This window comes from Actinophytocola sp. (assembly GCF_050699935.1).
Taxonomy (GTDB): Bacteria; Actinomycetota; Actinomycetes; order Mycobacteriales; family Pseudonocardiaceae; genus Actinophytocola.
In genome coordinates this window covers 1-25,632 of sequence record NZ_JBOHGB010000032.1, presented here as the reverse complement: position 1 = coordinate 25,632, position 25,632 = coordinate 1, and the positions used below count along the sequence as shown (strand labels likewise).

Genomic DNA, 25,632 nt, shown 5'->3' with positions numbered 1-25,632 from the left:
CCCCCAACCCGTCCGATACGCTATGGCCCACACCTGGTCCGAGTGGCGGAATGGCAGACGCGCTAGCTTGAGGTGCTAGTGCCCGACAAGGGCGTGGGGGTTCAAGTCCCCCCTCGGACACCGATTCACGGGTAATCTCCCGGACATCACCAGCGCTCCTCCCAGCCGATGACGGCATTCTTTGCAGTGCTGTCACGCCGTCCTCCCTCGTGCGGGGGTGGTCGGCGTGACAGAGAGCAAGATCGCGCCGCTGATTCCTCCCACCCTCGCCCGTGGCTCCGGCCAGCGACTCCTCGCAGGCCGCGCTAACCAACTTCAGGTCGGTGAGTTACTGGCACGGCCGCGGGTCGGGTCGCTCGTGTACGGCATGGGCCGCCTCGACAGCGACGGCCGCGTGGCCAACCGCTCCACCATCGAGGCCCTGGGCTGGGTGGCCGGTGACCGCCTGAGCATCGCACTGGTCGACGGGTCGGTGGTCGCGCACCGCGACCCGACCGGGGCGTTCGTGATGGGCGCCAAGCCCTACCTCGTGCTCCCCGCCCCACTGCGCCGCCGCGACGGCTTGGGCAACCGCAGTCTCGTCCTGGCGGTCGCGGACCCGAACCACGATGTACTGGTGGTGCACCCGCTCGCGGCCCTGGACACGATGATCACCACCTACCACGCCGCACTCACCACCGTGACCAGCAGCTCTGCCGGAGTGGGAGGTGCGCGATGACACAGTTCACTTCCTCCGCGACCAGCAGCGAGGTCCCTGTCGGTGGGGCGGCGGACCGGGAGGTGGTCGCGGCCGCGCGGATGCTGCTGGCGCGCATGAACGTCGACCCGGCCGACCTCATGGCCGACCCCGCCGACCGGCCACCGGTACCCACGTTCGAGGAATACATCTCCCAGGTGGAGGCCGCCGTCTCCCCCGGTACCGCCAAGACCTACGGGTCCTACTGGAATCGGATCCGCGCGAAGTGGGGCTCCCGCACTCTGCTGGAACCGACGCCGACCGAGATCAAGCAGTTTGCTGAGGACATCAAGGCCAACGCCGTTCAACGCCGCAACTCACGCGGTGGCCGCGGTACTGCGGAGAACTTCATCGCCGCTCTCCGCTGCATCTACCGGCACGCCGAAGACGACGAGCTGATCAAGCCCGACGAGAACCCGGCCCGCAGGACCGCCAAGCCCCGCCGTCAGGGGTCAGTACGGCATGCCCTGTCCGCCACCCAGATGAGTGAGGTCAACTTCTACGCTGGTACCACCGGTGACGACCCGGAACTGGACACGCTGCTGCTGCGGTTGCACACCGAGTCGGCCTGCCGAACCGGCGGCGCCCTGGCCCTGCGCCCCCGGGACCTCAACACCGACCAATGCCTCATCTACCTCCGGGAAAAGGACGGCACCGCCCGCTGGCAACCCGTCTCCCGGTCGCTGATGACCGCCCTGCTCGACCACGCCGAAGCCCGCGGCGCGGCCGGTGATCCGAGTGGGCAGTTGCTGCGGTACCGGAACGGCAACCCCATCACCCACCGCCGCTACGACCACCTCTGGGTCCGCCTCGGCCGCTACCTGCCCTGGATCACCACGCTCAACGTATCCGCCCACTGGCTCCGACACACCACGCTGACCTGGGTGGAACGCAACTTCGGATTCGCCATCGCCCACGCCTACGCCGGACACTTCGACGAAGGAGACACCAAGAACGCCACCATGACCTACGTCAAAGCCGCCGTCCACGACGTCGCCACCGCACTATCCGCCCTCACCGGCGAGCCACATCCGCTCGCTGCCTGACCGACCGCTGGTACTGGTACCGGTCCCCTGGCGGGCCCGGTACCAGTACCAGCACTACGCGTCCGGCCGTGTCGATCCTGCTTGGCTACGCCCGACGGTCATAGGATCGGCCCGTGCACACCCAGCACCGGTCCACATCCGCCACCGATCGCCCGGTATCGGCGACAAACCTTTCTGGGCAGAACCCCGCCAGCCGCAGACGGGTGACCTCGTGGACACCACCTAATCGTGTAACAGTTCGCCAACGCACGTGTAAGGACCGGTTACGGAATCCCGCGGGTACCCGACTGCATGGAACAAGAGCGATTGCGGGTGATCATGCATCTTGTCCTCATCGATAACAGTCGGCGACGGAACCCTTCCCTCCGGGGTCTCAGGTGCCTGATGGCGATCCGCGCTGTTGTCATCTCCGAGCAACCCCTCTCGGCATACGCATCGGCACGTGCGGACCGGCTTCCAGCGCTTGAGGGCTGCGGTGGCCGTGATCATCCGAGATGGAAACCCTCGGGTCCCGTTGCCGTTGGGTCTCCTATGCAGGAGGAGGGTCAGACTCGTCTGTTATTGAGTGGAATGCGGTGCGTCGAGCTCGTTGAGCGATCTATTGTTGGGCGGATAGGTGACGGACTATAAGCTGTGGTGCGAGCCCCCCAAGGTCGTTTCTGTGGGCTCCCACACTATCGGCGTCCTCGTGTCGATAGACGACGAGATCGGCATCGGAGCCGTCGCAGTCCACCTGCCTAGTCGCTACGCCGAGACCGAGTCGCTGGCCCGTATCGCGGACCGGTTCGGCAAAGCCAAAGTCTCTGAGTTCCTACGAAATAAGTTGCCGCGGACCCAAGGTGCACGGTCGGGGGACCTCGGCGAGATCCTCGCCACCGCCTACCTTGAGGAAGACTGCGGCTACACCGTCGGCCCCAGCCGCTTGATCCACCGCGATCATCAAGAGTGGGCAATGCGTGGCGACGATGTCCTCGGGGCCAAATTCGACGCCGCGTCGATGGTCCTCTTGATCAAGGGTGAGGCGAAGAGCCGCGCAAAAGCACGAGCCTCGGTTGTGGAAGAGGCCAGGGAAAGTCTGCAGCGAGAAGGCGGACTTCCCTCCCCGCATTCGTTGACTCAGTTCGCTGAACGTTTGCTAAACACGGTCGACGACGCGTTAGGCGAAGCCATCCTCAAGCTTCAGCTCGAGCACGGCGTCCGGCCTGGGATTGTCACCCACCTTATGTTCCTCTTTGCCGGTAACGACCCGAGCAGGCACGTCCAGACGAACCTAGTGTCGCGTGTCGTTGATTCGTTTACGTCTGTGGGTGCGGGAGAATCACCGCATGTATGTGGCCGAGGCGTTGCGGTTGCGTGAGGGTGATCGTGGGCGGCTGGAAGCGATCGTGCGTGCGCCGACCGCGTCTGCGGGGGTGGCGCGGCGGGCGAGGGTCGTGTTGCTGGCCGCGGACGGGTTGGCCAATACCGAGATCGCCGAGCGGACGGGTTTGAGTCGGCCGACAGTGCTGAAGTGGCGCGACCGCTACACCCAGGCAGGTATCGATGCTCTGGTTGATCTGCCCCGCCCGGGTCGTGTGCCGGAGATCGACGAGGTCGCGGTGCTGGCGGAAACGCTGGCGGACAAGGGGAAGCCGCCGGTCGAGCTGGGTGTGACGCATTGGTCGGCCCGGTTGATGGCCGACCGGTTGGGGATTTCCTTCGCCAGCGTGGCCCGGATCTGGCGGAAGTGGAACATCCAGCCGCACCGGGTCGAGACGTTCAAGTTCTCCACCGACCCCGAGTTGGAACCCAAGCTCCGTGACGTGGTCGGCCTCTACCTGGACCCACCCCGGGGTGCGGTCGTGGTCAGTGTCGATGAGAAGAGTCAGATCCAGGCGTTGGACCGCACCCAGCCGATGCTGCCGCTGCGACCCGGTTTACCCGCCCGGCAGACCCACGACTACGTCCGGCACGGCACCACCACCCTGTTCGCCGCGCTGGAGGTCGCGACCGGCCGGATCAGCGTGGATGCCTGCTACCCGCGGCACACCAACGAGGAGTTCCTGGCTTTCCTCAAGCAAGTCGCCAAGGCTCACCCCAGGGTCAAGCTGCATGTCATCTGCGACAACTACGGCACCCACAGCCACGAGAACGTGACCGCCTGGGTGGCCAAACACCCGCGGATCACCTTGCACTTCACTCCGACCAGCTGCTCGTGGCTCAACATGGTCGAGATCTTCTTCGGCATCATCACCCGCCAAGCCATCCGCCGCGGCAGCTTCACCAACGTCGGAGACCTCGAACACGCCATCCGCGCCTTCATCGACGCCTACAACGACCGCGCGAAACCCTTTACCTGGACCAAGACCGCAGACGAACTCATCACCAAGATCAACCGTAAATAGATCTCAGACACACGACACTAGACACTCGCTCCACAGTTGCAGTGCCCGCCCGAGTTCAATCCCACCCCGGTGGACGGCGGTGTCAAGCCTGTCGAATGTCCTGATATGTGCGAGCAGGTCCAGTTCCGAGCCCAGCGGCTGCGCGCCTTGGTCCGGCCACAGGGATTGTCGGTGTCCTGATCTAGTCTGCGGTGCATGTCGAACTCCGCAGGGTACCGGCACGAACGGCGGCCGGATCGGGCAACGCGGTCTCGCGGCGGCCCCGGCGCGTTACCTGACAAAAGCCTTGTCGACGATTTGATGACGTCGTCGATCGATGACACCAAGGTGGCCGCGTTACTGGGCGCCGAGGAGATCGATCCGGCCTTGTTGATCGAGATGTTGCTTCCGGTGCTTTGGCTCAGCCGTGTGAAGGCGTTCGAAGGGAACTCGTCCGTCGAGGGCTCCATGGTGCTGCATCACGCCTACGAGCAACTTGGCATCGCCTCCCACGTGTACACCGTCACATTGTCGATCATGAATCCCACGAACGATCGGTCGGCGGAGTACGGCCGGCCCGACCCGCGCTGGAACGACGGGATTCTGGACGGACACTGCGTGTTGTGGCTGCCTCAGTCGGGGCGGATGATCGACGCGACGGTGGAGCAGTTCTCGGCGGCGCCCGATTCTGCATCCGCGCCGGTGGTGGGCCGCCTTGCAGGTTCGAATTCGTCGGCGTGGGCCTCTCCTGAAGGTGGGCTCGCGGCGGGTACCTGGATCGATGTCCTGGGTGCCGTCGGCCCCATGCACTACGAGCTGACGGATCTGGAGTACCGGGATCTCGTCACCTCGTCTCTGACGCTGGAGGACAACGAGCGGTATCAGCGGGCCGGGGTCAACCTCGCCAGTCGCGCATTGACTCTGCTGCGTGTCGGTCCGGTCGCCGAGCGAGTGCGCACGGTGCCCTACCCGCAGCTGCACGCGTTGCTCGACGCGGTCGACAACGCAGAGTTCGTGGTCGAGCCCACGGGGGACTTCTTCTTCACGGTCCGCGACGGCGACATCGAACACAGCTTGCGTCTCGACGCGATCCCTCTCGCTGCCAGCGACGCAGTGATGTCCCGCTATCCAGAGGATCGTGCGCTGCGACCCGGCCCTGACCTGGTCAAGGAAACGCTGTCGGACGTCGCCACCGACGCCAGGGTGTTGTCATCCGCGACCCCAGCGACAGGAGGCGGCGATGTCCCCGTCGTGCTTTTCGAACCACGTGCCGCCGTCGGCATGCGGTCGCGCAGCTTCGGGACGCGCGAAGCGCAGGCGGAAGGCATCATCATGGCAGGGTTCAGGCGGTTCCTACCGGACTCCACCGCCGCACCTCGATTGCAGTCCTGGTCGGTCAGGCGAACACCGGAAGGACTCGAGTTGTGGGATGAAGGTGGCATCTGGGCCCGTGCTGAACTGTCGATCGACGACGAATGGGTCGCGGCTGCAGAAGCACACAGAGTGGTCCGCGTGGTCTATGGGGTCTTCGTTGGGGTGCGGATCCCTCGTGGGCGTGTCTCCTACACCGATGCCGATCGTGAGGCCGAGCTCCTTCACGCCAGGCGTTCAGGCATCGTCGCCGTGGCCGAGGTCCCGTGGGTCGGAGGTCGGAAGGCATCGAGGTCGCGTTGGCGGCTCTGGAACCGGCGTGCTGCGTCCGGCCGGGCTGGACGGGGGATGTTGTGAGTGGCGAGTTCGGTCTGGCCGGTTATCGGTTCCAATATCACGTCATCGTGCTGACCGCGCTGGAGCTGTGGTGCGGATCGGATGACCAAGGCGTCGAGTCCATCGTGATCGAGGGGCGCCCTGGGGCCGAGAGGGTCGACTACGAGCTGATCGGGCGCGTCAGCACCGATGACGGGGTCGTTCAGGTGAAGAGTCGCTGGGGTGCCAAGGCGTGGTCGCCCACCGAACTGCTTGGCCTGCTCATGTCGCTGGAGCGGGACGCGAGCGGGTCCGCGCGGCTGGAGCTCGTCGCGAACGGGACGTTCAGCTCCAAGGCGCGGCAGTTCATCGAACTGCTCGACCGAACGCACAGCCTCCCTGACGAGGACTTGGCGCGAACCGTGCAGCAGCTGACGACCACGCGGAAAGCAAGCGTCGCGATGCTGGAAGCGTTACGGCGGTCGTCGGTCCGAATCCAGCCATACGGGATGTCCGAGCTACGCGAACGAGTACAGGTCCAACTCAGGCGGGTTCGCTCGGCGGCCGGACAGGAGATCGGCGGTCAGGCGGCCGAACTTCTGCGCGCCCACCTGCTCGGGTTGGCCATGGACAAGTCCGAAGCCGACGACATCGCAGGTCGTACGTGGCATCGTGGCGACTTCCTGGAAGCGGTGGGTGCGTCACGAACAGATCTCGAAGCTGCCCTCGCGGCCAGATGGGGAGTGCCTATCCGGCTCGTCGATCGCGAGCACGCCGTACGACGTGACGGGCTCCTTCAGGAGGTGACGAACCACCTCGCGACGGAGGACGGGCTGCACACGACGGACGGACGAGTTCGGACGTGTGTACTGACCGGTCCCGCTGGTATCGGCAAGACCACGTTGGCCCAGCAGTACGCCCTCGACAACGCCGCCGAGTTCGACTGGATCTACCAGCTCACCGCATACGGTGACGACGACGCGACCGCGACTGGAGACGTCCTCGGGGAAGAACTGGAGCAGTTCGCCACCTGGCTCCAGGGCAGGGGCGTCGCGATCCGGCGCGGTCCGCACCGGTCACTGGTGGACGCCGCGCGCGCGGTTGCCGAGGCTCTTGCTGGGAGCTCGCGGTCGTGGCTCCTGATCGTGGACAACGCGACGACAGCCGACACGATCGCCTCGCTGCTGCCTGCCTCCGGCTACGGGGCGGTGCTGATCACCACCCGAAACAGCGCCTGGCACAGCCCACACCCCACCGTCGCAGTCGGCGCACTCACGGCGGAGCAAGGACGTGCCCTCGTCCTGAACAGGCTCGCGGACCTGGCCTTCGCCGGCTCGGATGCCGACGCGTTGTGCACGACCTTGGACTGCTTCCCGCTGAGCCTGGTCACAGCCACCAGCTACTTGCGCAGCACCAGGGAATCCATCGACGACTTCCTCGAGACCCTCGGTGACGAGGTGCGCAGACTCGACGCGCTCAACTTCCCGCTCCAACACCTGGACGACTACCCGCGCACCGCAGTCGCGGCGGTGAACCTTGCCCTACAACGACTGCGCGCGAGGGAAGGCGACCTTCCCGCCGACGCGATCGCCGTCCTGGGTCGCGCCAGCGTTGTCTTCCCGGACCGGATCCCGGTGCGGCTCCTGGCCTCCGACCGCGGCACGTTCAACGCCTCGGTCGCCGCGCTGGCAGAACTGTCGCTGATCGACCGCTGGCAGGACGACGCCAAGCGGGACTGGGTGCGTGTGCACCGAGTCGTCCAGGACGTCGTCCGCGCCGAACTCGGCACACACCCGGACGAGCTTCGAACAACGTTGCTCGCCGTCGAGTTGGCCGCCACTGACCTAATGGTCGAGTGCCTTCAAGCCCTGGATATGGTGATCGGCGGGGCGTTGCGTCTGCACGCGATCACGCTCGCGGAACGCCTGCTGCAGTACGGCGAGCAGAGCTGGCAGGCGACCACGGCGATGTTGTCCAACGCGGCGTCGATCGCGAAGCTCCAGGGTGATCTCGCCGACGCCCAACGCCTCGTCAAAGAGGCGCTGGACCTGATACCACCCGACGACTACGACCCCCAAACAGCCGGCCGACGTGGGAAGACCCTGGCCATGCTTGCTAACCTGCAACTCGAGCACAATGAGACCGACGCCGCACGAACTACCCTGGAAGCGGCTCGACGCGCCCACGATATGCACCGGATCGTTCCCGCGCACTTCGAGGCGTTGGTCGAGTGCATGGCACTTCAATGTCGGGTCGAAGCGTATCTGGCTACGGACGAGGCTGATGTCCGTGCGCAGTTCGAGAAGGCGAAAGCCCTCCCCGAGCCCACGCATCAGGCCGCGGTGGTGCGGGCCTCCTGCCTGGTCGTGATCGCACGGGAGATGACCTGGAGTGCGGGAGTGCGTGCCGACTTCCAGGACTGCGCCGAACGATTGCTCGCCCTGATAGGCCAAGGCGACCACAAGGAACCAGGCGTGACTGCGATGGCGCACTTGGCCCTGGCTGAAGCGCACGGGTCGGAAGGCGCGGTGGACGCGGCCTTGCGGCACTTCCGACAGTTCAAGCAGATCGTGTCTGACATTCCTGGGATCGATCCGGCGTTCCGGGTAGACGAGTCCATCGAGCTCGCTTTGGGTCTGACCGGGGTGTGCCTGGACAAGATGACGGGATTCCCATACCGCGATATCAACAGCCTCGTCCAGATGCTCCTCGCGGACATCGACGACCAACTCGCCGAGGTCGACTGGAGGGCGACACAACGCGACTGGATGACCATCAGGGTTAGCTCCCTGAAAGCCCTTCACGCGGCGCAGAACGGTCATGTCGACGAGTACCGGCGGCATGCCAGGGAGGCGAAGCATCTCGTCCGCCGGTATCGGAAGAAACTGCCCGGCAACGTCGAAGCCATGGCCCGGAACATTCGCATGGCCGCGCCTCTCGCGGAGTCTCAACACACCCGCAGGCAAGGTCTGCAACCAGGAGAGAGCCTGTCGAACTCGCTATCCGCGCCGGTCAGGCCCCGATACAAGCCGGAACGCTGTCGTCACTTCGATCTGCTGCCGACCCGACCGGCAATGCCTGACGTGGAGATCGGCGTCGATGTCGAGACACCTGCGGCTGGAACCGAACTCGTTGTCGACCGGGTGCACGCGATCGCCACGCACGGCGCGCTGCTCGACGAACTCATCGGCGACGACCTGCCGCACGCGCAGGAGGTTCAGGACGCGTTGTGGGAGCCTGCCGGGAAGCCGCAGGACTTCGTCGACCACCTCATCGGCGCTTGGCGCATTATCGACACAGTGTCCTACAAGATCATCGAAGTCACTGGGGAGTCGATCGAGGACGTGCGAAGCAGGTGCGAGGACAGCCTGATCCGATCCCATCACGACGACCTGGTCGACACCGTGCCGACGCGTGCCATCCTCAAGTGCCTGAACAACAGTTGGTTCCCGGAGCTGAACGAGATCCTGACGCAGGGGGACCGGGAGGGGATGGTCCGCATCCTCACCGACCTCGTCGGGGTTGAGTGGCGACTGGCCAAGGAATTCGCCAGCCTGACCGGTGCCTCCGTAGCGGAGGTGATCGCCCAGATACGCGATCTGGCGATGGCCTTCGACGGTACGGTGGTACACCCAGGCGGGAACTCGTACGACGTCGCGACCGGAACGATCAGAACTGGCCGCCTCATCACCGGCCGGACCGCGCAGGTCTGGCTCAACGACCCGGAAGCCGGCACCGTTGATCACGTCTGGATACTCGATAACGGCGGCACCGGGAAGTCCAGCGCACTGCGCGTCGTGCTGCTGGAGGCGGTCGGGTCCGGGATGTTCTGCATCTTCCCGTCCGATCCGCGAAACGAGCACAGCTTCGATCGCCTCTGGAACTCGTGGGTCGAGACTCCAGCGTGGATCGCCACCAACATCGCGGACACGGTGAGGAACCTTGAAGCCGCGGTAAGGATAGTCAAGGCCCGGACTGCAGCGGAGAATGTGCCGAGCCCGACCGCGAAGCGTCCCGGAGTCCTGTTCGGAATCGACGACGCGGATGACGTCCTTCGGCTCCCCCGGGGTCGGGAGTTGATCGACTTCATCGTGACGCACGGTCCAGCTGTCGGTGTCGGAATGGCTATGGTCATCCGGGACATTGACTGCGTGGACGGTGACGAGGTCCTGTGTCGGGCGATTGCCGATGCGCGCAGCAGAACCTTCGTCGGCGCGGTCATTTCCGACAAATGGGAAGAACTGCGCTCGGCTTACCGCAGTCGACCCCAACATGAATGAGGTCTGCGGCTGCCACGACCCGGAACAGTTGGTCTTCATAGCCGACGACGTACTCGACCGAGTCGAGGAGCACGGCGACCTGTTCGCACACTTTTGATGAGACCAGCACGATCTGCCCGCTCCGCTGAGAAGTACGGTCACGCTGACATGCTGCCGGTTATCGGACGAGGTTGCTGCGTTGCTGCCAGAGCCATGACCGCATGGGGTCGCGTCAGTGCCACGGCGCTCGCGGCGAAGAAGTCGGCGAATCGACGTGCGCTCTGCTCGGTTTGTTCACGGTGCCACGCGCTCATCGCATTATCGAAGTCTTCACGGACAACAGGAGAGATGTTGGGTAGATTTCGCTCCGTCAGCGCAGCGACGAGCGAGTTCCATAGCTCGTAATAATTGATTCCGTGCACAGCGCTCGCGGCATCGATCTCTTCTAGGGCGGGGTCGATGAGTTGCCTGAGTCGAAGTCGGGCCGCCTCTACGGTGGATGTTTCTGGTGTGCCCGCACGGATGTCGTCGAGCGATCCTCGGAACTGCGCCAAGATGTTGTGCAACGCGTCATCGTGAGTTCGGTCAAGGGGTGTGACAGGGAGGCTGACGGTCTGCACATACGCGATCGCCTCCGGCAACACGGCGAGCGAGAGCGAGCCGACCGACTCAGAGACATTCAGGTATCGGATGGCGGAGAGGCCACTCTGTCGAAGGTCCGACGTGGTCAGTTGCGCGGCTGATTCGTGGTTCTCGTCGCGGTACCCGTCGTTGACACGGTCAGGAGGAACGGCGAGCGTCACTCGGTGCAGGTAGAACTGAGCTGCTCCATCGTCTTGGTCGCTCATCCGACGCAACATGTTCTCGATCGCGGACTCGTAGGTGCCGACGTGCAGCGCCTGATTGAGCTGTTGCTCGATGAGCGCCTCGGAATGGCCAGCCGGGAGGTAGTGCGCGGTCGCGATGAGTTTCGCCCTTTGGTCGTTCGCGTAGGTGGCCGAGGGCCAGTCGAGGTGAGTGCTGGTGTGGTACCAGGCCACGCGATTGATCTGTGTGTTGTTGAGGACCGGGTCGTCTGGGTTTCGCAACGCGGCGACTCTCGGCCCAAAATGGATGGTGCCGCCGCAGTGTTCGCACGGCATCAGAGCGTCGATGGTCGACTTGATGTGGTAGTCCGCAGCAGAGATGGACGAGATCTCGCCGCAGTCGCAGTTCATGCGGTAGCCGTAGTTGAAGTCGCTGTGTTGCTCGTCCAGGGCAGGAGCGGCGGGCCCTTCGCAGTCCATGTCACGAGGTTACTTGGAGCGGTGCCGCGGCTCATCAACATGCTGAGTGGACAGTTGTGCGCCTTGCCGGCCTCCGCGAGCAGGAGCGCGACTTGGCGGCGCGCCGCTGAACCTCGTCGCGGGAATGCGGCCTCCCTTCTACTTCGCCTTGCGGTTCAACTCGATCGCGGTCACCGCCTCGGCGTGCCGTTCGTTGACAATGTTCGCGGCGCTGATGAGAGTGCCTTCCTCTCGACGATAGGTGCGTTCCTGTCCACTGCGGAACGACAGCCAGTCGAAGCTGCTGTTGATCCACGTGTCGTCGAAGATCAAACAATGCGGTAGGGCGTCGCGGAGCCGGACCAGGGTAAAGTTGGGGAAGCGCTCGTCGAGCTTCCGGAGACGATCGACGGCTTCGGTGTCGTGCTCGTCGTCGGGGTGGCCGAGGCCGTAGGCGATGTACGCGACCAGTCCTCGGCGGCGGAGCATGCTCTCCAGCTCGGCGATCAGGTCGGGATCGATCACCGCGCCGCGCAAACGAGACGTGATCAGCAGGAAGCGGCGCCGGGCGTCACGCAGCCCGTGCGCGAGCAGTTCGCGATGCTCGAAGGCGGGCACGGCGCGCACGGCGAGTGCCGCCAGCTCAGCACGAGCAGTGGTGCTGTCGTGGGAAGCGGCATCCCCGGTTGAGGCGGGGACGCCGGGCGGGGTGTTGTCGGCCCTTCTTTGCAGGCCTCGTACGGTGTCGTAGGGCGTGCGCTGATCGAGGAGTTGGGCAGGCAGTTCGGGTTCCCCGACGGGTGCGGCGACGGTGATGCCCAACTTCTCGACGCCGCCCGCTTCAAGCAGGGCTCGGCTGTGTGCCTCGCTGGCGAGGTCGTCGACGACGACGCTCAGGCGCACCTCGTCGAAGTCGAGAGCGGAGTACACCAGGAGCACGACCGGCAGATAGCGGCGCGGTTGGCGGGTGACCGCTTCCACCGCCAGTACCTCCAGCTTGGCTGACGACCTGGGGCGCCGAGGTGGCGTCGGCTTGGGATCGTCCTCGGTGTCGGTGATCAGCATGTTCAACGTGCGCGGTGTCACATCCTGAGTGGTCACCTCGCGCGTACGGATGGAGGGCAAAACCACCAGACCATCAGCCCTGGCTTCGTCGCGGGTGATGATGTCGGATTTAGTGTGCTCGGTGGGAACCCACCGCAGGCGGTCGAAGGTATAGGGCTGTTCGACGCGTTGGGGGGTGGAGGTCTCCAGGTCGGTCACCGCCTTGATACCGGCGGCGGTGAGGCTGACCGAGCGCAGGCCCGGCTGGCCGGGTCGGCTGCGTAGGCGGTAGTCGAGCGTCTCGGCGGAGAGCTGCCCCGCGACAGCGGTCTGGACGACATCGTGGTCCACACCGAGCACCGCGGCGATGTCGGGAATGGTGTCCACACCATGCTGGCACAGCCGGAGGACGAACTCGTCAACGACGGGCAGTGGTTTGCGTTCCAGGGCCACCAGGTCGAGGGTGAGCCAGGAGACGGGGATCGCGGCCTCGACCGCGGTCACGAGCTGGAAGCCGGAGTGCAGCTCGCTGTAGCGGCGTGCGGCGATGGTGGTGGTGTCGGTCATGCTTGGGCCGTCCTGATCCGGCAGGTGTCGGGATGTTTGCGCATGTAGGTCACTACGTCGTTCAAGGGACCGGGGCGGGTTTCGCAGAATGGTGCGTCGCCTACGAGGACCAGGCCATGTCGGGCCCGCGACAGAGCTACGTTGACTCGTCGCCAGTCGCGTGGGCCGAGGAAACCGATCGTGCCCTGGCGATTGCTGCGCACGATCGAGTAGAACGTGACGTCGCTTTCGCGGCCTTGGACGGCGTCGATGGTGTTGATCTCGACGTCCAGCAGCGTCGAGGGAGGTCCTACTACCGCACGCTGCAGCTCCTCCATCTGCTTGCGGTAGCCAGTCAGTACCAAGACACGCAAGGGTCGGCCGTCTTCGCTGTGGACGGTGCCGTCGTCCAGGGCGGTGCGCAGTTCGGCCAGCGCTCGTTTGATGACCTGGACCTCGTAGCGGTTGAGCACATCGTGGCCGTTGCGTGTTTCCCGGCGCCGGTCGGAGCGAGCGGTGTCCAACCAGGTGACCGGCCGATACAGACTTTCCCATCCGGGCAACTCGGAGTTGGTCACCGAGCCCAGCGTGCCCTGGTAGAAGCAGGCGGATACGAGGTCACCGATGCCAGGGTGCATCCGGTACTGGTGGCTGAGTTGATGGCGGGCCACATCCGGGGCCTGTTCCAGCAGGTCACGGAACAGGCTTCGCTCCACCTCGACACGTTCCAGGCCGTGGCGCTCCATCAGTTTCTCGTTGTCCAGTACCTCCTCCTGCATCGGGGGAAGCTGATTCGGGTCCCCGACGAGTACCCAGCGCCGAGAGCGGGACAGCGGCACGAGGGTCTCGGTGGCGGTGGCCTTGGACGCCTCGTCGAGGATGCACAGGTCGAACTCCAGTTCCCGCACGGCGGGGTGGGCGAGGAATCCGAGGCATGTACCAGCGACGACCCGAGCCCGCCGCAGCAGGACCGCTTCCAGGTCTCGGCTGGACTCGATCCGCTGCAACCACTCCGCCTGCAACCGCAGGATGCCGACCAGCTTCTCCAGTCGGGGATCGTCGTTGACGACTTCCTTGAAGACTGCGCGCAGGGCAGCAACGGTCGGCGCTGGTTCAAGCCTCCTCAGCGCTTCTGCTTGAACCTCGTCGAGCAGTTCGGCGGCGCGGGTTCGCAGGCTCTGGACCCGTTCGGCTGACCGCTCCGCGAGGTCGGTCAGCGCCGTCATTTCCGAGACGATCTCTTCCTCGTCCTCGGAGGGCCTGTCCTCCGGTGCTGTGTTCTTGGATGTGCGCGGCTTGGGTTGGCGAGGCGAACCGCCGAGTGCCCGCAGCTTGGCCTCCGCCGCGGTTTGGTCCTTCAGGGCGGCGATGCATTCCAAGAGGGTCGCCGCCCCCTGGACATGGGCGAGTTCCACTGCCTGGTCTGCGGCCAGATGCCGCAGATGGCTATCCGCGCGGTCACGGATCTCCTGAACCCAGATCGGCATGCGCTGTTCCAGCATGTGCTGTCGCGCCTGAGCGGCGATCCGCTCATGGGAGCGGCCCAGCCGGACCAGGTTCTCCAGGCCAGCGTCCGCGAGCCGCACGAGCGCGTTGTCCACCGCGACATGTGTTTGGCTGACCAGCAGGATCCGAGAGGCGGGGTTGCGGCGCAGTTCCTGACGGACCAGCTCGGTGATGAAGGTGGTCTTGCCGGTTCCAGGCGGTCCTTTCAGGAGGAAGAAGTCCTGGCTGCCCAGCGCCCGACCAAGCGCGGTCCGCTTGTCGGAATCCAGCCGGTCGTCGAACCACTCCGCAGTAGCGGGAACGGCACGCTCACCGATGCGAGTGGGATCCAGCAGCAGTTCACGCAGCAGAGGGCGCACCGCGATCCCGGAACGCACGTTGACCACGGCATCGCGCTGGCGAGCCAATGCCGCCTTCGCCGGCCCGATATCCAGGACAAGCTCGCCCGCAGACGGCAGATTCTGAGGTTTTCGCTGGTAGGCGAGGGTGAGAACAGTGCCCTCCTGGGCGATGACCACACCGGTACCGCCGGCGATGCGCTCCCGCCCGGACCCATCGGCGACCTCGACACGGCAGACCCGCTCCTCGCCCAGCACGTCGACGGCAGGCGCCACAGTCAGGTGGAAACGCACCCTCTTGCCGTCAACCTCGGCCGAGGTGTAGCGGAAGGCTCCGGTGCGGGTGCGTTCCAGGTCTTCCTTAGCTGTGAGCAGGGCCATCCACTTGTCGAACATGCGGTTCTCATCACGCTGCCGCTGTTCGTCTTTCAGCCGCAGGTGGTGTTCGTCGAGGGCGGCGAGCACCATCTCCATTGCCTGCCGGGCAGCAGCGGGTGGCTGTCGCCTGCTGGTCCAGGTGATCTCCTCGGCAACGGGCCACCCACGACGCCGCATAGCCTCCAACGCGGCCTCGCTCTCCTCGTACACCCGAGAGACAACGAACGTTGGTTGGTCTGTTAGGACCACCAGACGCAGGCGATGTCGTTCACCCACCAGGTCGAGGGTGTCGGGCATCGGCAGTCCGGTTTTGGGGTCCGTGCCGCGGACCAGGTGAGTACCCGGGACGATTTCCGCCCGCAACGCTCGCTCGAGGGCCTCGGCGTCGCGGTCCAGGGGCGGCGAGACCAGACCCCGCGCGGCCTGGTCCTTGAAGTCCAACTGAGCCAGGCGCGGCCGCAGCCACTTCCGGTTGCGGCGAGTCTGGATCTCGTGGAGCCGCTCACGCAGCACCATCGCATCACGCGGGCGGGCCGCCTGATCACGACTGGTGCACTGGCGCAGTAGCGCCTCGACCTCCGGAGGCACATCGATCTCGTCGAGGGCGGCATCGAGATGGGGATAGTCGGTGAGGGTTCGACCCGTCAGGCATGTCGCAGCGGTGGCGGCGAAACCCCACACGTCCCTACTTGCGCGGCCTAACCCATCAAGCTCGGGCGGGGCGTAGGGACGAGAGACGAACTCCGCGACAGTCGCTTCGGTGAGATGACTGCGGATCTTGCTGATGCCGAAGTCAGCCAGCAGCGGCGTCTGGTCGTCACTGATGAGGATATTGGCAGGTTTGACGTCGCGATGTACGACATCGCGCTCGTGGGCGTATGCCAGCGCGTCGAGCAGAGCCAGGCCGTACGTGTTAGCGAAGTCATCCCACCCGAAATCCTCCGGCGGTGGGAGAACATCTCGCAGCCGCTTTTCCACCCACGGAAAAACCAGGAAGAAGGCGTCCTCACCGGCGTCTTCTCCGTGGTCGAGCAACGAGACAATATTGCGGTGAGTCAGCCTCCCTAACGCTTCCACTTCGCGCTGAAAAAACACGCGGTGCGTATCATCGGCGTCAGCCCGCAAAATCAGCTTTACCGCCACCACGCCTGCGGTCTGCTGGTCAATGGCCTTCACGACGCGAGAGGCACCACCCACACGCTGCGCCCCACCGGGTTGCTGATCCTCCGGCATGACCACGTACCGGCCCGCCACCACGCGCATCACGATCTCCCCTTGGCAGAAGCGAGTACGAAACTCTACAACGCGTCGGCTGGTGTACCCGTATCAACACGCCATTGGGTGACGTCGAGTCCAGCGATCCTTCGTTCGGGTGCGTTGCCCTGGTCCGGAGGCTGGCGGTGATGAGCAATTCCGCCGCTGGCCAGGCCGTGTCGGCGCGTACCGGGTTGGTCGATAGGCTCCGGCCATGCCGCTGCTCTACGCGTTTCAGGACCTGGCCGGTGATTGGCACGGCCACCCGGACGACGACATCGACTGGGACAAGCCGGCCGTCGCCAAGTTGACCATCATCGACGAGCGGTCCCCGTACATCGGTCAAACGCTCACCGTCTGGTCGGCCGCCATGGAGGGCTCCAGCCCGCCCGGCTCGTACGTGACCCTCGACCACGGCTGCCGGCTGTGCATGACCGTGGCCGTGGAGAATGAGATCTACCCGTGGACTGAGGGCGAACGGCAGCCTCGGCAGCGTGAGTACGCAGGGATTGTGGAGCCGTGGCGAGGTGCCTCCTACGAAGCCCCGGATGACAAAAACTGAGCGTTCCCAACGCTTCCTGGACGCCATCCGCCCGCTTAAGGGGCTAGCCTAACGCTAGCCACTCCACCGGGCGTATCGAGCCCTCTCAACGGCAGCAACCAGCGAAGCGATTGGGCGATGTTTCGTTCAGTAGTCGCGCGGGACGCATCCGTCACGGCCCTCACCTTCGGGGCGGCGAGCCATCAACCTTCACCGACTCCGGGATGACCGTTGTTTTTGAGGGCGCGCCGTTGGGAGCCAACCATATTCACCGCAGGCTGGGCGGGAGGCCAGGTTGGTCAAGCAACCGCTCCATGCCCAGAAGGCCAGCGTCCAGGCCGATCTGGGCGAGCCAGTCGTCAACCTGAGCATCAAGATCCCGCCGTTCGCGCAGGTCGTATGCAGGGTTCGATACCGCGTCAGCGCCGTGGGAACCGCCGCGGTCGATCATCGAGGTCAGTCCCTCTGTCTCAAGGAGATCCTTCACGTCTGGTTTGGAGCGAAAGGCCAAGCTGGGCGGTTGTGGCAGCACCACCGGGTCGACCCCGGCGATCCCTGCCACCGCGTTCACCACATTGGGATCCACCAGCGCGGCCAACAATACGGTCACAAGTGAACGCAACCGCAGCACCGACAGACGCCACGACCCCTGATCGGCATCTGAGTTCGACGAGACCCAGTTGGTCTGTTCACGCAGTTCCGTGGCAGCAACGATGTCGAGCGTCAATGTGAGCTCGGATGCGGGTGCGCCGTAGGTCTCTGGCAGCTCCAGCTCCAGCACTACGTCCACGAGATCGGAGAGGCCGCTCCTGACTAGCCGGACTCTCCGGGCGCGGTTCAAGCCTCTCCGGTGAAATGATCGACTCGCCTCGGTCATACCGACGTCTCTGCTCCAACCTCGCAGAGTTTGAGTGAGCGACGACTCCTCGAGCGCGTCGCCGAGATCGCGCACGGCACGTTCCGACAAAGGCTGCCACCCGGCGGCAGGCCCGACTGGGGATCGCAGACCGCTGCGCAGGATGAAGAGAGCGTCCATCCGGCTGTGCGCGGACGCGAGTTGTGGAACAGGCAGCGGCGCCGCCCACGTGGCTCGCTGCGGCACCTCGCTGAACAGTTGCGCAAGCCGCATACGGTCAGCTGTCGCGTTGCGACCGTTCAGACGAATCGGTGCCGCGCCGTCCAACAGCACGGGCCGGGGTGCGATGGCCGAAAAAACCCGAATCACCAAGAGATATCGGCCGGTCTTCTCGGGCAATGGCAACACCAGAATCTCTGGCTCCCACGGCGGCTCCAAACGCGTGTGACAGCCGCTCGCAACCTGCGTGACGGCATCTTCCGACACACCAACAAACCGGTCGTCGGCGTCCGGCTTGTCGTTGATCCCGACCACGATCAAGCCACCGTAGCTGTTGGCCATCGCCGCCACTGACTTCACCAGGCTCGGGCTGTACTTCTCCTTGTACTCATGAGTCAGGCTCTCCAGCGGGTTCTGCTTGACCAAGGCACGGACCCGATCGACCGTCACATCAGCTGCAGCACACATGAACAACGAATGCGTTGACACCACCAGCTGAGCATGACACAGGATCGACGGTGATCTTGGGTCTGCCGCACGACCCGTTACCGAGGTGAGGACGACGCCGAGCACGTGGCGATGCTCAGCGAAGAAGCCGTCCAGGACATCAACAAGAGTGTCGATCTTGTCCGAGAGTGAGGACACGGCGAACGGCGTCCGGGGCCAGAGCGCTCCGTCGTCCTCCAGCCGGATCCACGCGGCGCCCGCTGCCCTGGTCTGGTTGGCTTTCTTGTTGAGCGCCCGCATCACCCGATCGTGTTGGTCCTGGTCGAATCGCGGCCATCTCACCGCGCCGCTATCCTCGTCTGTCGAGTTCACCGGCCCAGGCGTGCACCGCAGAACTGCACCGGCGGTGTCTACCTCCACGGGTGCTGCGGTGTGGGCGCACAGCTTGCTGGCTTCACGAATCCGCTGGTACCAGGCTTCGTCGGGTTCCGCTGGGAGGTCGCCCGACCAGGTCACCCCATGCTGACCACCGCCCATCAGGAGGAACATGCTCGGCCTGCTCCATGCGACGGGTGCGCTCGATCAACCGGTTGTCCAGATCGATCGCTCGGTACTCGAGGTACACGTCGGTCCCGCCTCGCACTGCCCGCAGGTCCCCCGGCCTGCCGTCTGGCTTCGCCGGCTCCAGCGTCACACGGGCACCAGCGAGCAGCGCCTGTGCCGCGAGCCGTGCCTGGGCGGCCGCGTGCCGCAGCTCGATCCGGACCGAGTTGCTGCGCATCGTCTTGCGCAACACGCCGATCCCCTCCGCACCCGCGTCCTGCGGGACCTGGACACTGCCCCACCACCCCAGCATCCCGACGAAGGCATCACGCTGTCGCTCGGCCGAGCGGAACAACGACGGACTCACCATCGCCTACGCGACACGGCTCCGTGTATCAACCGGATTCGGCCCTCGGCAACCAGCCGGCCCGAAGAACTCACCCAGCCCGACAACCGTGCGACGCGCGGCCTCCCGACCCAGCGACATGACGTACCTCGCCTGTCAAGGTCGCGGACGAGCACATCTCAGTCCAACTCCTGACGCCCCTGCTCCACGTCGCGCCAGCCCGACATGACCTCCAACCCTTCCGCGCCGTCCACGGCGCGGCTGGAAAAGGATGTCACTACATCCCGACCAACCAGACCAGCACTGCAGAAAGACACAATGGACAGAGATATCACCGCTACGACGCCGAATGCCCTGCGCGCCTTGATGGTCGAAAAGATCAAGAAGTCAGGGCACGCACAACGCCCTGAAGTTGAGCGGGTTCTTCGTGACACACCACGGCACGAGTTCGTCCCGGACGCGGACCTAGCGACTGCCTACAGCCCATGGCAGGCGGTGGTCACCCACCGGTTCGACGGCGGTCGGGCCTTGTCCTGCGCGTCGGCACCATGGGTGGTCGCCGCGATGCTCGACCAGCTCGACGTCCAACCAGGCAACCGCGTCCTGGAGATCGGCGCGGGCACCGGGTACAACGCCTGCCTGCTCGCTCAGCTGACAGGCCGCGCGGACCTGGTTACCACGATCGACATCGACCCGAACGTAACCGAGCAAGCCAAACGTGCCCTGGTCGCCACTGGCAACGGCGACGTGCACGTGATCACCGGCGACGGCGGACTCGGCTACCCGACCACGCCCCATATGATCGGATCATCGCCACCGTCTCTCCGTGGGACATCCCAGCCGCATGGTGGCAACAGCTTGCGTCTGGAGGACGTCTGGTCGCTCCACTGCGGTGGCGCGGCCAGGGCCGCAGCGTCGCCTTCACCTACATCGACGGCCGGCTGGTCTCCGACTCCCTCCACCTGTGCGGCTTCGTGTACCTCCGCGGCGAGCACGAAGGCGAACTCGACGGCTCGATCACCACTGACGGGCTTGGTCACCCTTCACTGGGACCGCGACCAGGCCGTCGACCTCGCTGCACTGCGGGATGTGCTCAACCAGCCGCGGGTCGCTTCCTGGTCCGGGGTCACCATCGCCGGCAACGAGTCCCATGACGGGCTTTGGCTCCGCATGACGGTCACCGACTCGCGCGTGTGCCGACTCAAGGTCGACGCCGACGTCCCACCGGAGGTCTGCGACCCGGTACCTGGTTGGTGGCGCATGGCACTCATCGACGGCGCCACGCTGGCATACCTCACTTACCGACGTAAGGAGACCGGCGACGAGGTGCGCTGGGAGCTGGGCGCCGTCATTACTGCAGTCAGCGGGGCGCGGGTTTGAGGCGGCCAGCGTGGATATGGTGAAAGGAGAGGGTGCGTGGCACCAAGGGGACCGCGGAACTTGTTCAACCTGCTGGTTCGGGACTACCTCCGTGTCACGACTGGTCGTCCTGCGGTGTCGGGGACGCGGGACGGATGAAGGTCGCCAGCTTGTTGTCCATGGGTTCAGGGCCGATATCTGATGCTTCCTCTGCGACGTGGTGAGCCTGACAACAACGTCCGCTTGACCCATCAGATCGAGAGCTGGTAAACGGCACGGTCCTTGCCGGGTCCCTTGAAGTCGGCAATGACGGGAACCCCGTTGACGATGCGATCGCCGCCGGCGTTGGAGAAGCCCATCGATTCCCAGGTGGCTTGTGCGGCCGTGTTCTCTGGTTCAGAGGTGAGGTAGATCCGTGTGCAGTTCCAGGCGGTTGCTTGGTCTCGGACGTGGCCGATCAGAGCTTGGGCGATGCCGGCTCGGCGGTGGTCGGGATGGGCCATGACGTCCTGGATGTAGACCTCGTTCGGGGCGTCCTGGCTGCGGAAAGCGATAACCGCTCCGGCGAGTTCGTCGTTGATGAGGGCGGTGGGGCATGTGGAGGAGAAGAGGGTGGCGTAGAGCCAGTAGTCGGAGGCGGTGCGGGCCTTGACGTAGGGTGCGCCGAGGTCCATGAGCGCGAGGATCTGTGGGATGAGGTCTATGCGCAGCGGCGTGATCTTCATGGTGCTCCTGGTGTCGTATCGCGGACGAGGTTGGTGAGGTGGCGGACGACATCGCTGGGATCAACGGCGTCGGAGACGCTGCGGCCGACGATGAGGATGTCCCAGTCTGGGTCGGCGATAATGTCGTAGTCCGTGGGCCCGAAGCCTCCGGAGACTGCGACGGGTAGACGGGTCCAGGTACGGATGGTGTGGGCCGTGATCAGGGCGTGTCGGCTGCCGATCCCGATGTCGATGTTGGTGGTGATGGTGAATCCGTCAACGCCGGCTCGTTCCATGTCGGTGATCCACTGGCGGGAGAGCAGGGGAAGCGGTGTGTCGAGGAGAATGGGGACTCCTAGGCGCCGTCCCGCTTCAACGGCGGCAGAGACACTGGCGACAGTGGCGGGTCCGATGAGGAGCACGACGTCGGCGCCCGCTTGGGCGGCGAGCACGACTTGGTCTCGGCCCCAATCGGCCGACATCATCTCGGCGATCACGGTCGTGTCGGGTACGTGTCGCTTGATGTGCGTGATAGCGCTGAGTCCAGTCGCCTTGATGAGCGGGTCGCCGACTTCGACGAAGTCTGCCCCTGCGTCGGCAGCTTCGCAGGCCACGGCGGCTGCCTCGTCGAGATCATGTAGGTCAAGCGCGATTTGGATTGAGCGACGATTTCGTAGCTTGCGGAACTCTTCTTGACGGCTATAGGTGAGTGGTTGTGCCGCCGTCGCGGCCAGAGCATCGGATTCGCGCTGTACGAGCCAGTCCTTGCTGCGACGGACTTGGTCGACCATGTGGGTTTCCTGCACGTCGGTGAGTGTGAGCCATCCGGTACGGACCTCCCGGAGCACGCCGAACAGGGCGCGCGGGTCGCTGTTGCCGTTATGTGTGCCATGCAGGAGGTGGAGTCGATGGAGGCCGGGCTGGACATGGGCCGGGCATCGTTGCCAGCTCGGCTCAGTGGCCACGAGGGACAACGCGGCCTGGGCAAGTTCAACGATGGATGCTGCACTATCGCCTGTATTCGGCGCGTTGAGCAACAGTCCCTGTAGGACTCGGTCCCTCACATGCCAGTTCCTGTCCAAGAGGAGCGTCGGTAGGTGAGTCCTGGCCGCGTTGGTCGGCATGTGGGTTAGGGCGAGGGCGGCTGCAGCGCGGACCTTGTAGTCGGTGTCGTTGACAACGGTGCCGACTACAAGGTTGCTGGCTTGGGTAGTCGGGGCGCGTTGGTCGCGAAGCCCTTGCGCGAGCGCGGCGCGGACACGCCAGTTCTCGTGGTTAAGCAGGGAGGTAAGAGCGAGCGCTTCGTTGTCACCGAAGAACAGGAAGAAGTGTCGAGCGACGAAGGTGGCTTCGTCGCCGTGATCAAGGTCGGCCGCAGCGAAAAGTGCTTGGACGGCGCGGGCATCGAAGTTCTGCTCGATGAATCGGCCGGCGCTGTCCCAGATTGCGGTGCCGAACCTGCGGAGTGCTGCGACCAGCCATCGGTGAAAGGCATCGCCGAGGGCGGGCATGAGGGCAGGTGTGGTGAGGAGTGCAGTAGTCAGTTCGTGTGCTGAGTCGTGGTCGCAGCGTTCCGCGCAGGCTCGGAGTACTTCGGACGTGGCAAAGGCGGTGTCGGCGAATTTCAGCATGAGCGGCAGCGTTGTGCTCAGCGAGATCGTCGGAGCGAGTGCCGCGGCGGTGACCACGTCGAGGGCAGTGCTGTTGAGGTGATGTATCACGAACTCGAAGACGTTGCGTACGGTCGCGGAGGTCGTGGCTTGTTCGGCGAGGTCGTTGAGGGCGCTGACGGTGGCCACGGAGCGGCCGTTGCTGGTGAGGAGTTGAGTAAGTCGGGTTGCGAGGAAGTACTCACGAAGGATGTCGTGTACGAACTCGGGACTTCTCCCGGGGATCTGTGTTCGGAGGATCGCCGCTAAGTCTTCGCGGTTTGCCAAGTGCGTTTGATCGCTGGCGGGCTGGGAATTGATCGAGGGAGTCAGTATCGCCGGGATGACCGTCGGCATATCCCGTTGGGCCAGGTTCGCCAATGCGTCGAAGGTTCGATCTATGTCCAGGCCCGCTCCACCCACGAGGCTCCGCATGCAGTGGTCGACCAGAGAGTAGGGGTTGGCGTCGGCGTCCGCGGTCGTTGGTCCGGCCGCGAGGAGGAGTCTCAGGTAGAGCGGTAGTCGAGTCAGCTGCTGCACTGGATGCGGCAAGGCGTCGAAGCTGGCCGTGTCGGCGGGCTTCGCGCTGTTCCAGGTCGCTCGCGCATCTACCGTGGTCCAGTGCGGGATCACGTATGGTTCGGACTCCAACCGCGGTCCTGGCCGGTGGAAGATCGAGGCGTTGAGCACGGGATGCGCGGCGGTCTGGATCTGAGGTGGGGTGCGGATAACAAGGACAAAGCGCAGGAACGCTGATTGCACCTGCCGGAGAATGATGTCGATATGGCGGGCCATCGGGTCGAACTGTTCTTGAGCAGTTATTCCGTCGATGACGATCAGACATGGCCTCGGCAGCTTTGCAGCTTCGCCTTCCAGGGTGAGTAGCGAGTCCTCTCCACCAGAAATAGACGCGTAGCGCAGGATCTCTACAGCAAGGTCAAAATGCCGTGGTGCCCACGAAGTTGAGGCGTGCAGTTGGAAATCTACTTCGGAGCCGAGGACGTTGACCAGATAGTGAGTGAGTCGACTCTTGCCACTTCCCGCAGGTCCGTTGATCAGGTAGACCCGAGACGGAGCCTGCACGAACGCCCGTACGCGATCACTGGCATCGAGCGGTGGGCGGTAGGGCAGGTCGGCCTGAAGTTGGGCCTGCATCGCGTCCAGCAAGGCGAACGTCCGCTCGGAGGATCCGCTCGCTAGCCCACCAGGCTCGTCTCGTCCCGAGCCGAGGGCTTGAGCGAACCGCTGTCGGACATCGTCGGGCGCCCGAGCAAGGTCAGTATCGAGCACGTCCTGCGTGTGGTGACGCAACCGTGCCTCGCTACCACGGCTTTCCCAGTTTGCGACAGCAGCGTCGTTGAACCCGAGGTGGCGGGCGAACTGGCGCACACTCATACGCCGAGCAAGGCGCAAAGCTCGGGCTTCGACGCCGGACCATTTCACGATCGTCACCAACGCCGCTCCCCCAGGTTTCATTGCCAGCTGACGCCGCAGTGCATCGACGTCGGCACACACGGTTACACCCGACTCTAGGACAACACTAGGACGCCAGCCCCTCCCCTGCCTGCCCCGGCCTCATGCAGCCTGTTCGAAGGGGCAGATGTCGACCAGCGCACTACGTCACACCGGCGAGCGGGCGTTCAACCGGTGCACCCAGCCGCCCGCTGCGCGTGGCTGTCGACTTCATGCGTGAATCTACAAAGGAACTGATTTATGACCACTCCGGCGATACGCACCGAAAACACCGGCACGACAGCCAACGGGACGCTCCCTGCAGATTCGACAAAGCTTGCGCTATTTGACCTAGATGGCGTGTTGTTTGACACATTGGCAGTGATGCGTGTCGCTTGGGACCGAGTCCGCGCCGAGTATGGTTTTTCGGCATCTTTTGAGGACTACGCCGACCATCTTGGGCGACCATTTGACGACATTCTCGGCATGCTCGGCCTTGATCTTCCACAGGACTCTTCCGCGCGTGTCCTGGACACCTACCAGGCCGTGTCGGCCGAACACGCCGACCTGGCCGTCCCATGTTCTGGTGTGGTCGACACGCTTTGCCAGTTGGACTCCCGACAGCTTCTCCTGGGCGTCGTCACCTCGAAGCCAAAGGTCTCCGCTCTTCCGCTGTTGGATCGGCTTGGGTGCGAGTGGACGGTGATCCGCACGCCAGGTTCGGAGCGCGGCAAGCCCGCCCCGGATTCGCTGCTGTTGGCGGTTACCGATGTCGGGGTTGACCCCCGCGAGGCGGTGTATGTCGGGGACATGTCGGTGGACCAGCAGGCGGCGGATCGTGCGGGCATCCCCTACCTGCACGCCAGTTGGGGCTACGGCACGCCTGCAACGACGGACGCGGTGGTGTTGTCCCATCCGCAGGAGCTAATCACGGCGCTCACCGATCCCAGTAGACGAGAGGTCTTGTCTGCATGAGCACGAGCCCTTCTGATCTACTCATCTACGACGACGAGCGTCCTGGCCCTGTTGGCAGTTCCACATCGCCATATTGGCGTATCGCCCAGGACGACGCCGCGACGCTGCCGACCTCCACAC

At 64.7% G+C, this 25,632-nt stretch carries 16 protein-coding genes, 1 tRNA gene and 1 pseudogene; 11 read left to right on the top strand and 7 right to left on the bottom strand.

What is annotated here, in order from left to right:
- Positions 1 to 36 precede the first annotated feature (36 nt).
- The 7 genes from ACRDTB_RS13600 (at position 37) to ACRDTB_RS13570 (ending at position 10,111) form a co-directional block, all read left to right on the top strand.
- A tRNA-Leu gene (locus ACRDTB_RS13600) sits at positions 37 to 120 on the top strand.
- A gap of 106 nt (positions 121 to 226) precedes the next feature.
- Entirely contained in the window at positions 227 to 718 is a 492-nt protein-coding gene (locus tag ACRDTB_RS13595; protein WP_431430545.1) for a hypothetical protein, read from the top strand.
- Entirely contained in the window at positions 715 to 1,782 is a 1,068-nt protein-coding gene (locus tag ACRDTB_RS13590) for a tyrosine-type recombinase/integrase (RefSeq protein WP_431430544.1), read from the top strand. Before ACRDTB_RS13595 ends, ACRDTB_RS13590 begins: the two co-directional genes overlap by 4 nt.
- A gap of 616 nt (positions 1,783 to 2,398) precedes the next feature.
- Positions 2,399 to 3,139 (top strand): Hachiman antiphage defense system protein HamA, encoded by a 741-nt coding sequence (locus ACRDTB_RS13585; protein WP_431430543.1) that lies wholly within the window; start codon positions 2,399 to 2,401, stop codon positions 3,137 to 3,139.
- On the top strand, positions 3,108 to 4,166 hold the full coding sequence (locus ACRDTB_RS13580) for an IS630 family transposase (protein WP_431430542.1): 1,059 nt from the start codon (positions 3,108 to 3,110) through the stop codon (positions 4,164 to 4,166). The genes ACRDTB_RS13585 and ACRDTB_RS13580 overlap by 32 nt, the downstream gene beginning before the upstream one ends.
- Before the next feature lie 300 nt (positions 4,167 to 4,466).
- On the top strand, positions 4,467 to 5,873 hold the full coding sequence (locus ACRDTB_RS13575) for a hypothetical protein (RefSeq protein WP_431430541.1): 1,407 nt from the start codon (positions 4,467 to 4,469) through the stop codon (positions 5,871 to 5,873).
- On the top strand, positions 5,870 to 10,111 hold the full coding sequence (locus ACRDTB_RS13570) for a hypothetical protein (RefSeq protein ID WP_431430540.1): 4,242 nt from the start codon (positions 5,870 to 5,872) through the stop codon (positions 10,109 to 10,111). Before ACRDTB_RS13575 ends, ACRDTB_RS13570 begins: the two co-directional genes overlap by 4 nt.
- A 137-nt stretch (positions 10,112 to 10,248) precedes the next feature.
- On the opposite strand, the gene ACRDTB_RS13565 is transcribed toward ACRDTB_RS13570, so the two are convergent.
- The 3 genes from ACRDTB_RS13565 to ACRDTB_RS13555 form a co-directional block, all read right to left on the bottom strand.
- Complete coding sequence (locus tag ACRDTB_RS13565; RefSeq protein WP_431430539.1) at positions 10,249 to 11,376, bottom strand: hypothetical protein; 1,128 nt, start codon at positions 11,374 to 11,376, stop codon at positions 10,249 to 10,251.
- A 138-nt stretch (positions 11,377 to 11,514) separates the two neighbouring features.
- On the bottom strand, positions 11,515 to 12,966 hold the full coding sequence (locus ACRDTB_RS13560; RefSeq protein WP_431430537.1) for a hypothetical protein: 1,452 nt from the start codon (positions 12,964 to 12,966) through the stop codon (positions 11,515 to 11,517).
- Positions 12,963 to 16,430: an AAA domain-containing protein gene (locus ACRDTB_RS13555; protein WP_431430579.1), complete on the bottom strand. Its 3,468-nt coding sequence runs from the start codon at positions 16,428 to 16,430 to the stop codon at positions 12,963 to 12,965. The genes ACRDTB_RS13560 and ACRDTB_RS13555 overlap by 4 nt, the downstream gene beginning before the upstream one ends.
- A 205-nt stretch (positions 16,431 to 16,635) precedes the next feature.
- Here ACRDTB_RS13555 and ACRDTB_RS13550 point away from each other — a divergent pair, with 205 nt between their 5' ends.
- Positions 16,636 to 16,983: a hypothetical protein gene (locus ACRDTB_RS13550; protein ID WP_431430536.1), complete on the top strand. Its 348-nt coding sequence runs from the start codon at positions 16,636 to 16,638 to the stop codon at positions 16,981 to 16,983.
- A 247-nt stretch (positions 16,984 to 17,230) separates the two neighbouring features.
- Here ACRDTB_RS13550 and ACRDTB_RS13545 read toward each other — a convergent pair whose 3' ends face one another.
- Both ACRDTB_RS13545 and ACRDTB_RS13540 read right to left on the bottom strand, forming a co-directional pair.
- On the bottom strand, positions 17,231 to 18,784 hold the full coding sequence (locus ACRDTB_RS13545) for an AlbA family DNA-binding domain-containing protein (protein WP_431430534.1): 1,554 nt from the start codon (positions 18,782 to 18,784) through the stop codon (positions 17,231 to 17,233).
- A 154-nt stretch (positions 18,785 to 18,938) separates the two neighbouring features.
- On the bottom strand, positions 18,939 to 19,340 hold the full coding sequence (locus ACRDTB_RS13540; RefSeq protein WP_431430533.1) for a hypothetical protein: 402 nt from the start codon (positions 19,338 to 19,340) through the stop codon (positions 18,939 to 18,941).
- 258 nt (positions 19,341 to 19,598) lie between these two features.
- Between ACRDTB_RS13540 and ACRDTB_RS13535 the strand changes: the two are divergent.
- A pseudogene (locus ACRDTB_RS13535) lies at positions 19,599 to 20,527 on the top strand (methyltransferase domain-containing protein).
- Between the two features lie 16 nt (positions 20,528 to 20,543).
- On the top strand, positions 20,544 to 20,753 hold the full coding sequence (locus ACRDTB_RS13530; RefSeq protein WP_431430532.1) for a hypothetical protein: 210 nt from the start codon (positions 20,544 to 20,546) through the stop codon (positions 20,751 to 20,753).
- Between the two features lie 230 nt (positions 20,754 to 20,983).
- On the opposite strand, the gene ACRDTB_RS13525 is transcribed toward ACRDTB_RS13530, so the two are convergent.
- Together ACRDTB_RS13525 and ACRDTB_RS13520 are read right to left on the bottom strand one after the other, a co-directional pair.
- On the bottom strand, positions 20,984 to 21,457 hold the full coding sequence (locus tag ACRDTB_RS13525; protein ID WP_431430531.1) for a GNAT family N-acetyltransferase: 474 nt from the start codon (positions 21,455 to 21,457) through the stop codon (positions 20,984 to 20,986).
- The gene (locus tag ACRDTB_RS13520; protein ID WP_431430530.1) at positions 21,454 to 24,537 is read right to left on the bottom strand and encodes an orotidine 5'-phosphate decarboxylase / HUMPS family protein; all 3,084 of its coding nucleotides are present in this window, start codon (positions 24,535 to 24,537) and stop codon (positions 21,454 to 21,456) included. Before ACRDTB_RS13520 ends, ACRDTB_RS13525 begins: the two co-directional genes overlap by 4 nt.
- A 261-nt stretch (positions 24,538 to 24,798) precedes the next feature.
- Between ACRDTB_RS13520 and ACRDTB_RS13515 the strand changes: the two genes are divergently transcribed.
- The gene (locus ACRDTB_RS13515; protein ID WP_431430529.1) at positions 24,799 to 25,512 is read left to right on the top strand and encodes an HAD family hydrolase; all 714 of its coding nucleotides are present in this window, start codon (positions 24,799 to 24,801) and stop codon (positions 25,510 to 25,512) included.
- Positions 25,513 to 25,632: the final 120 nt, after the last annotated feature.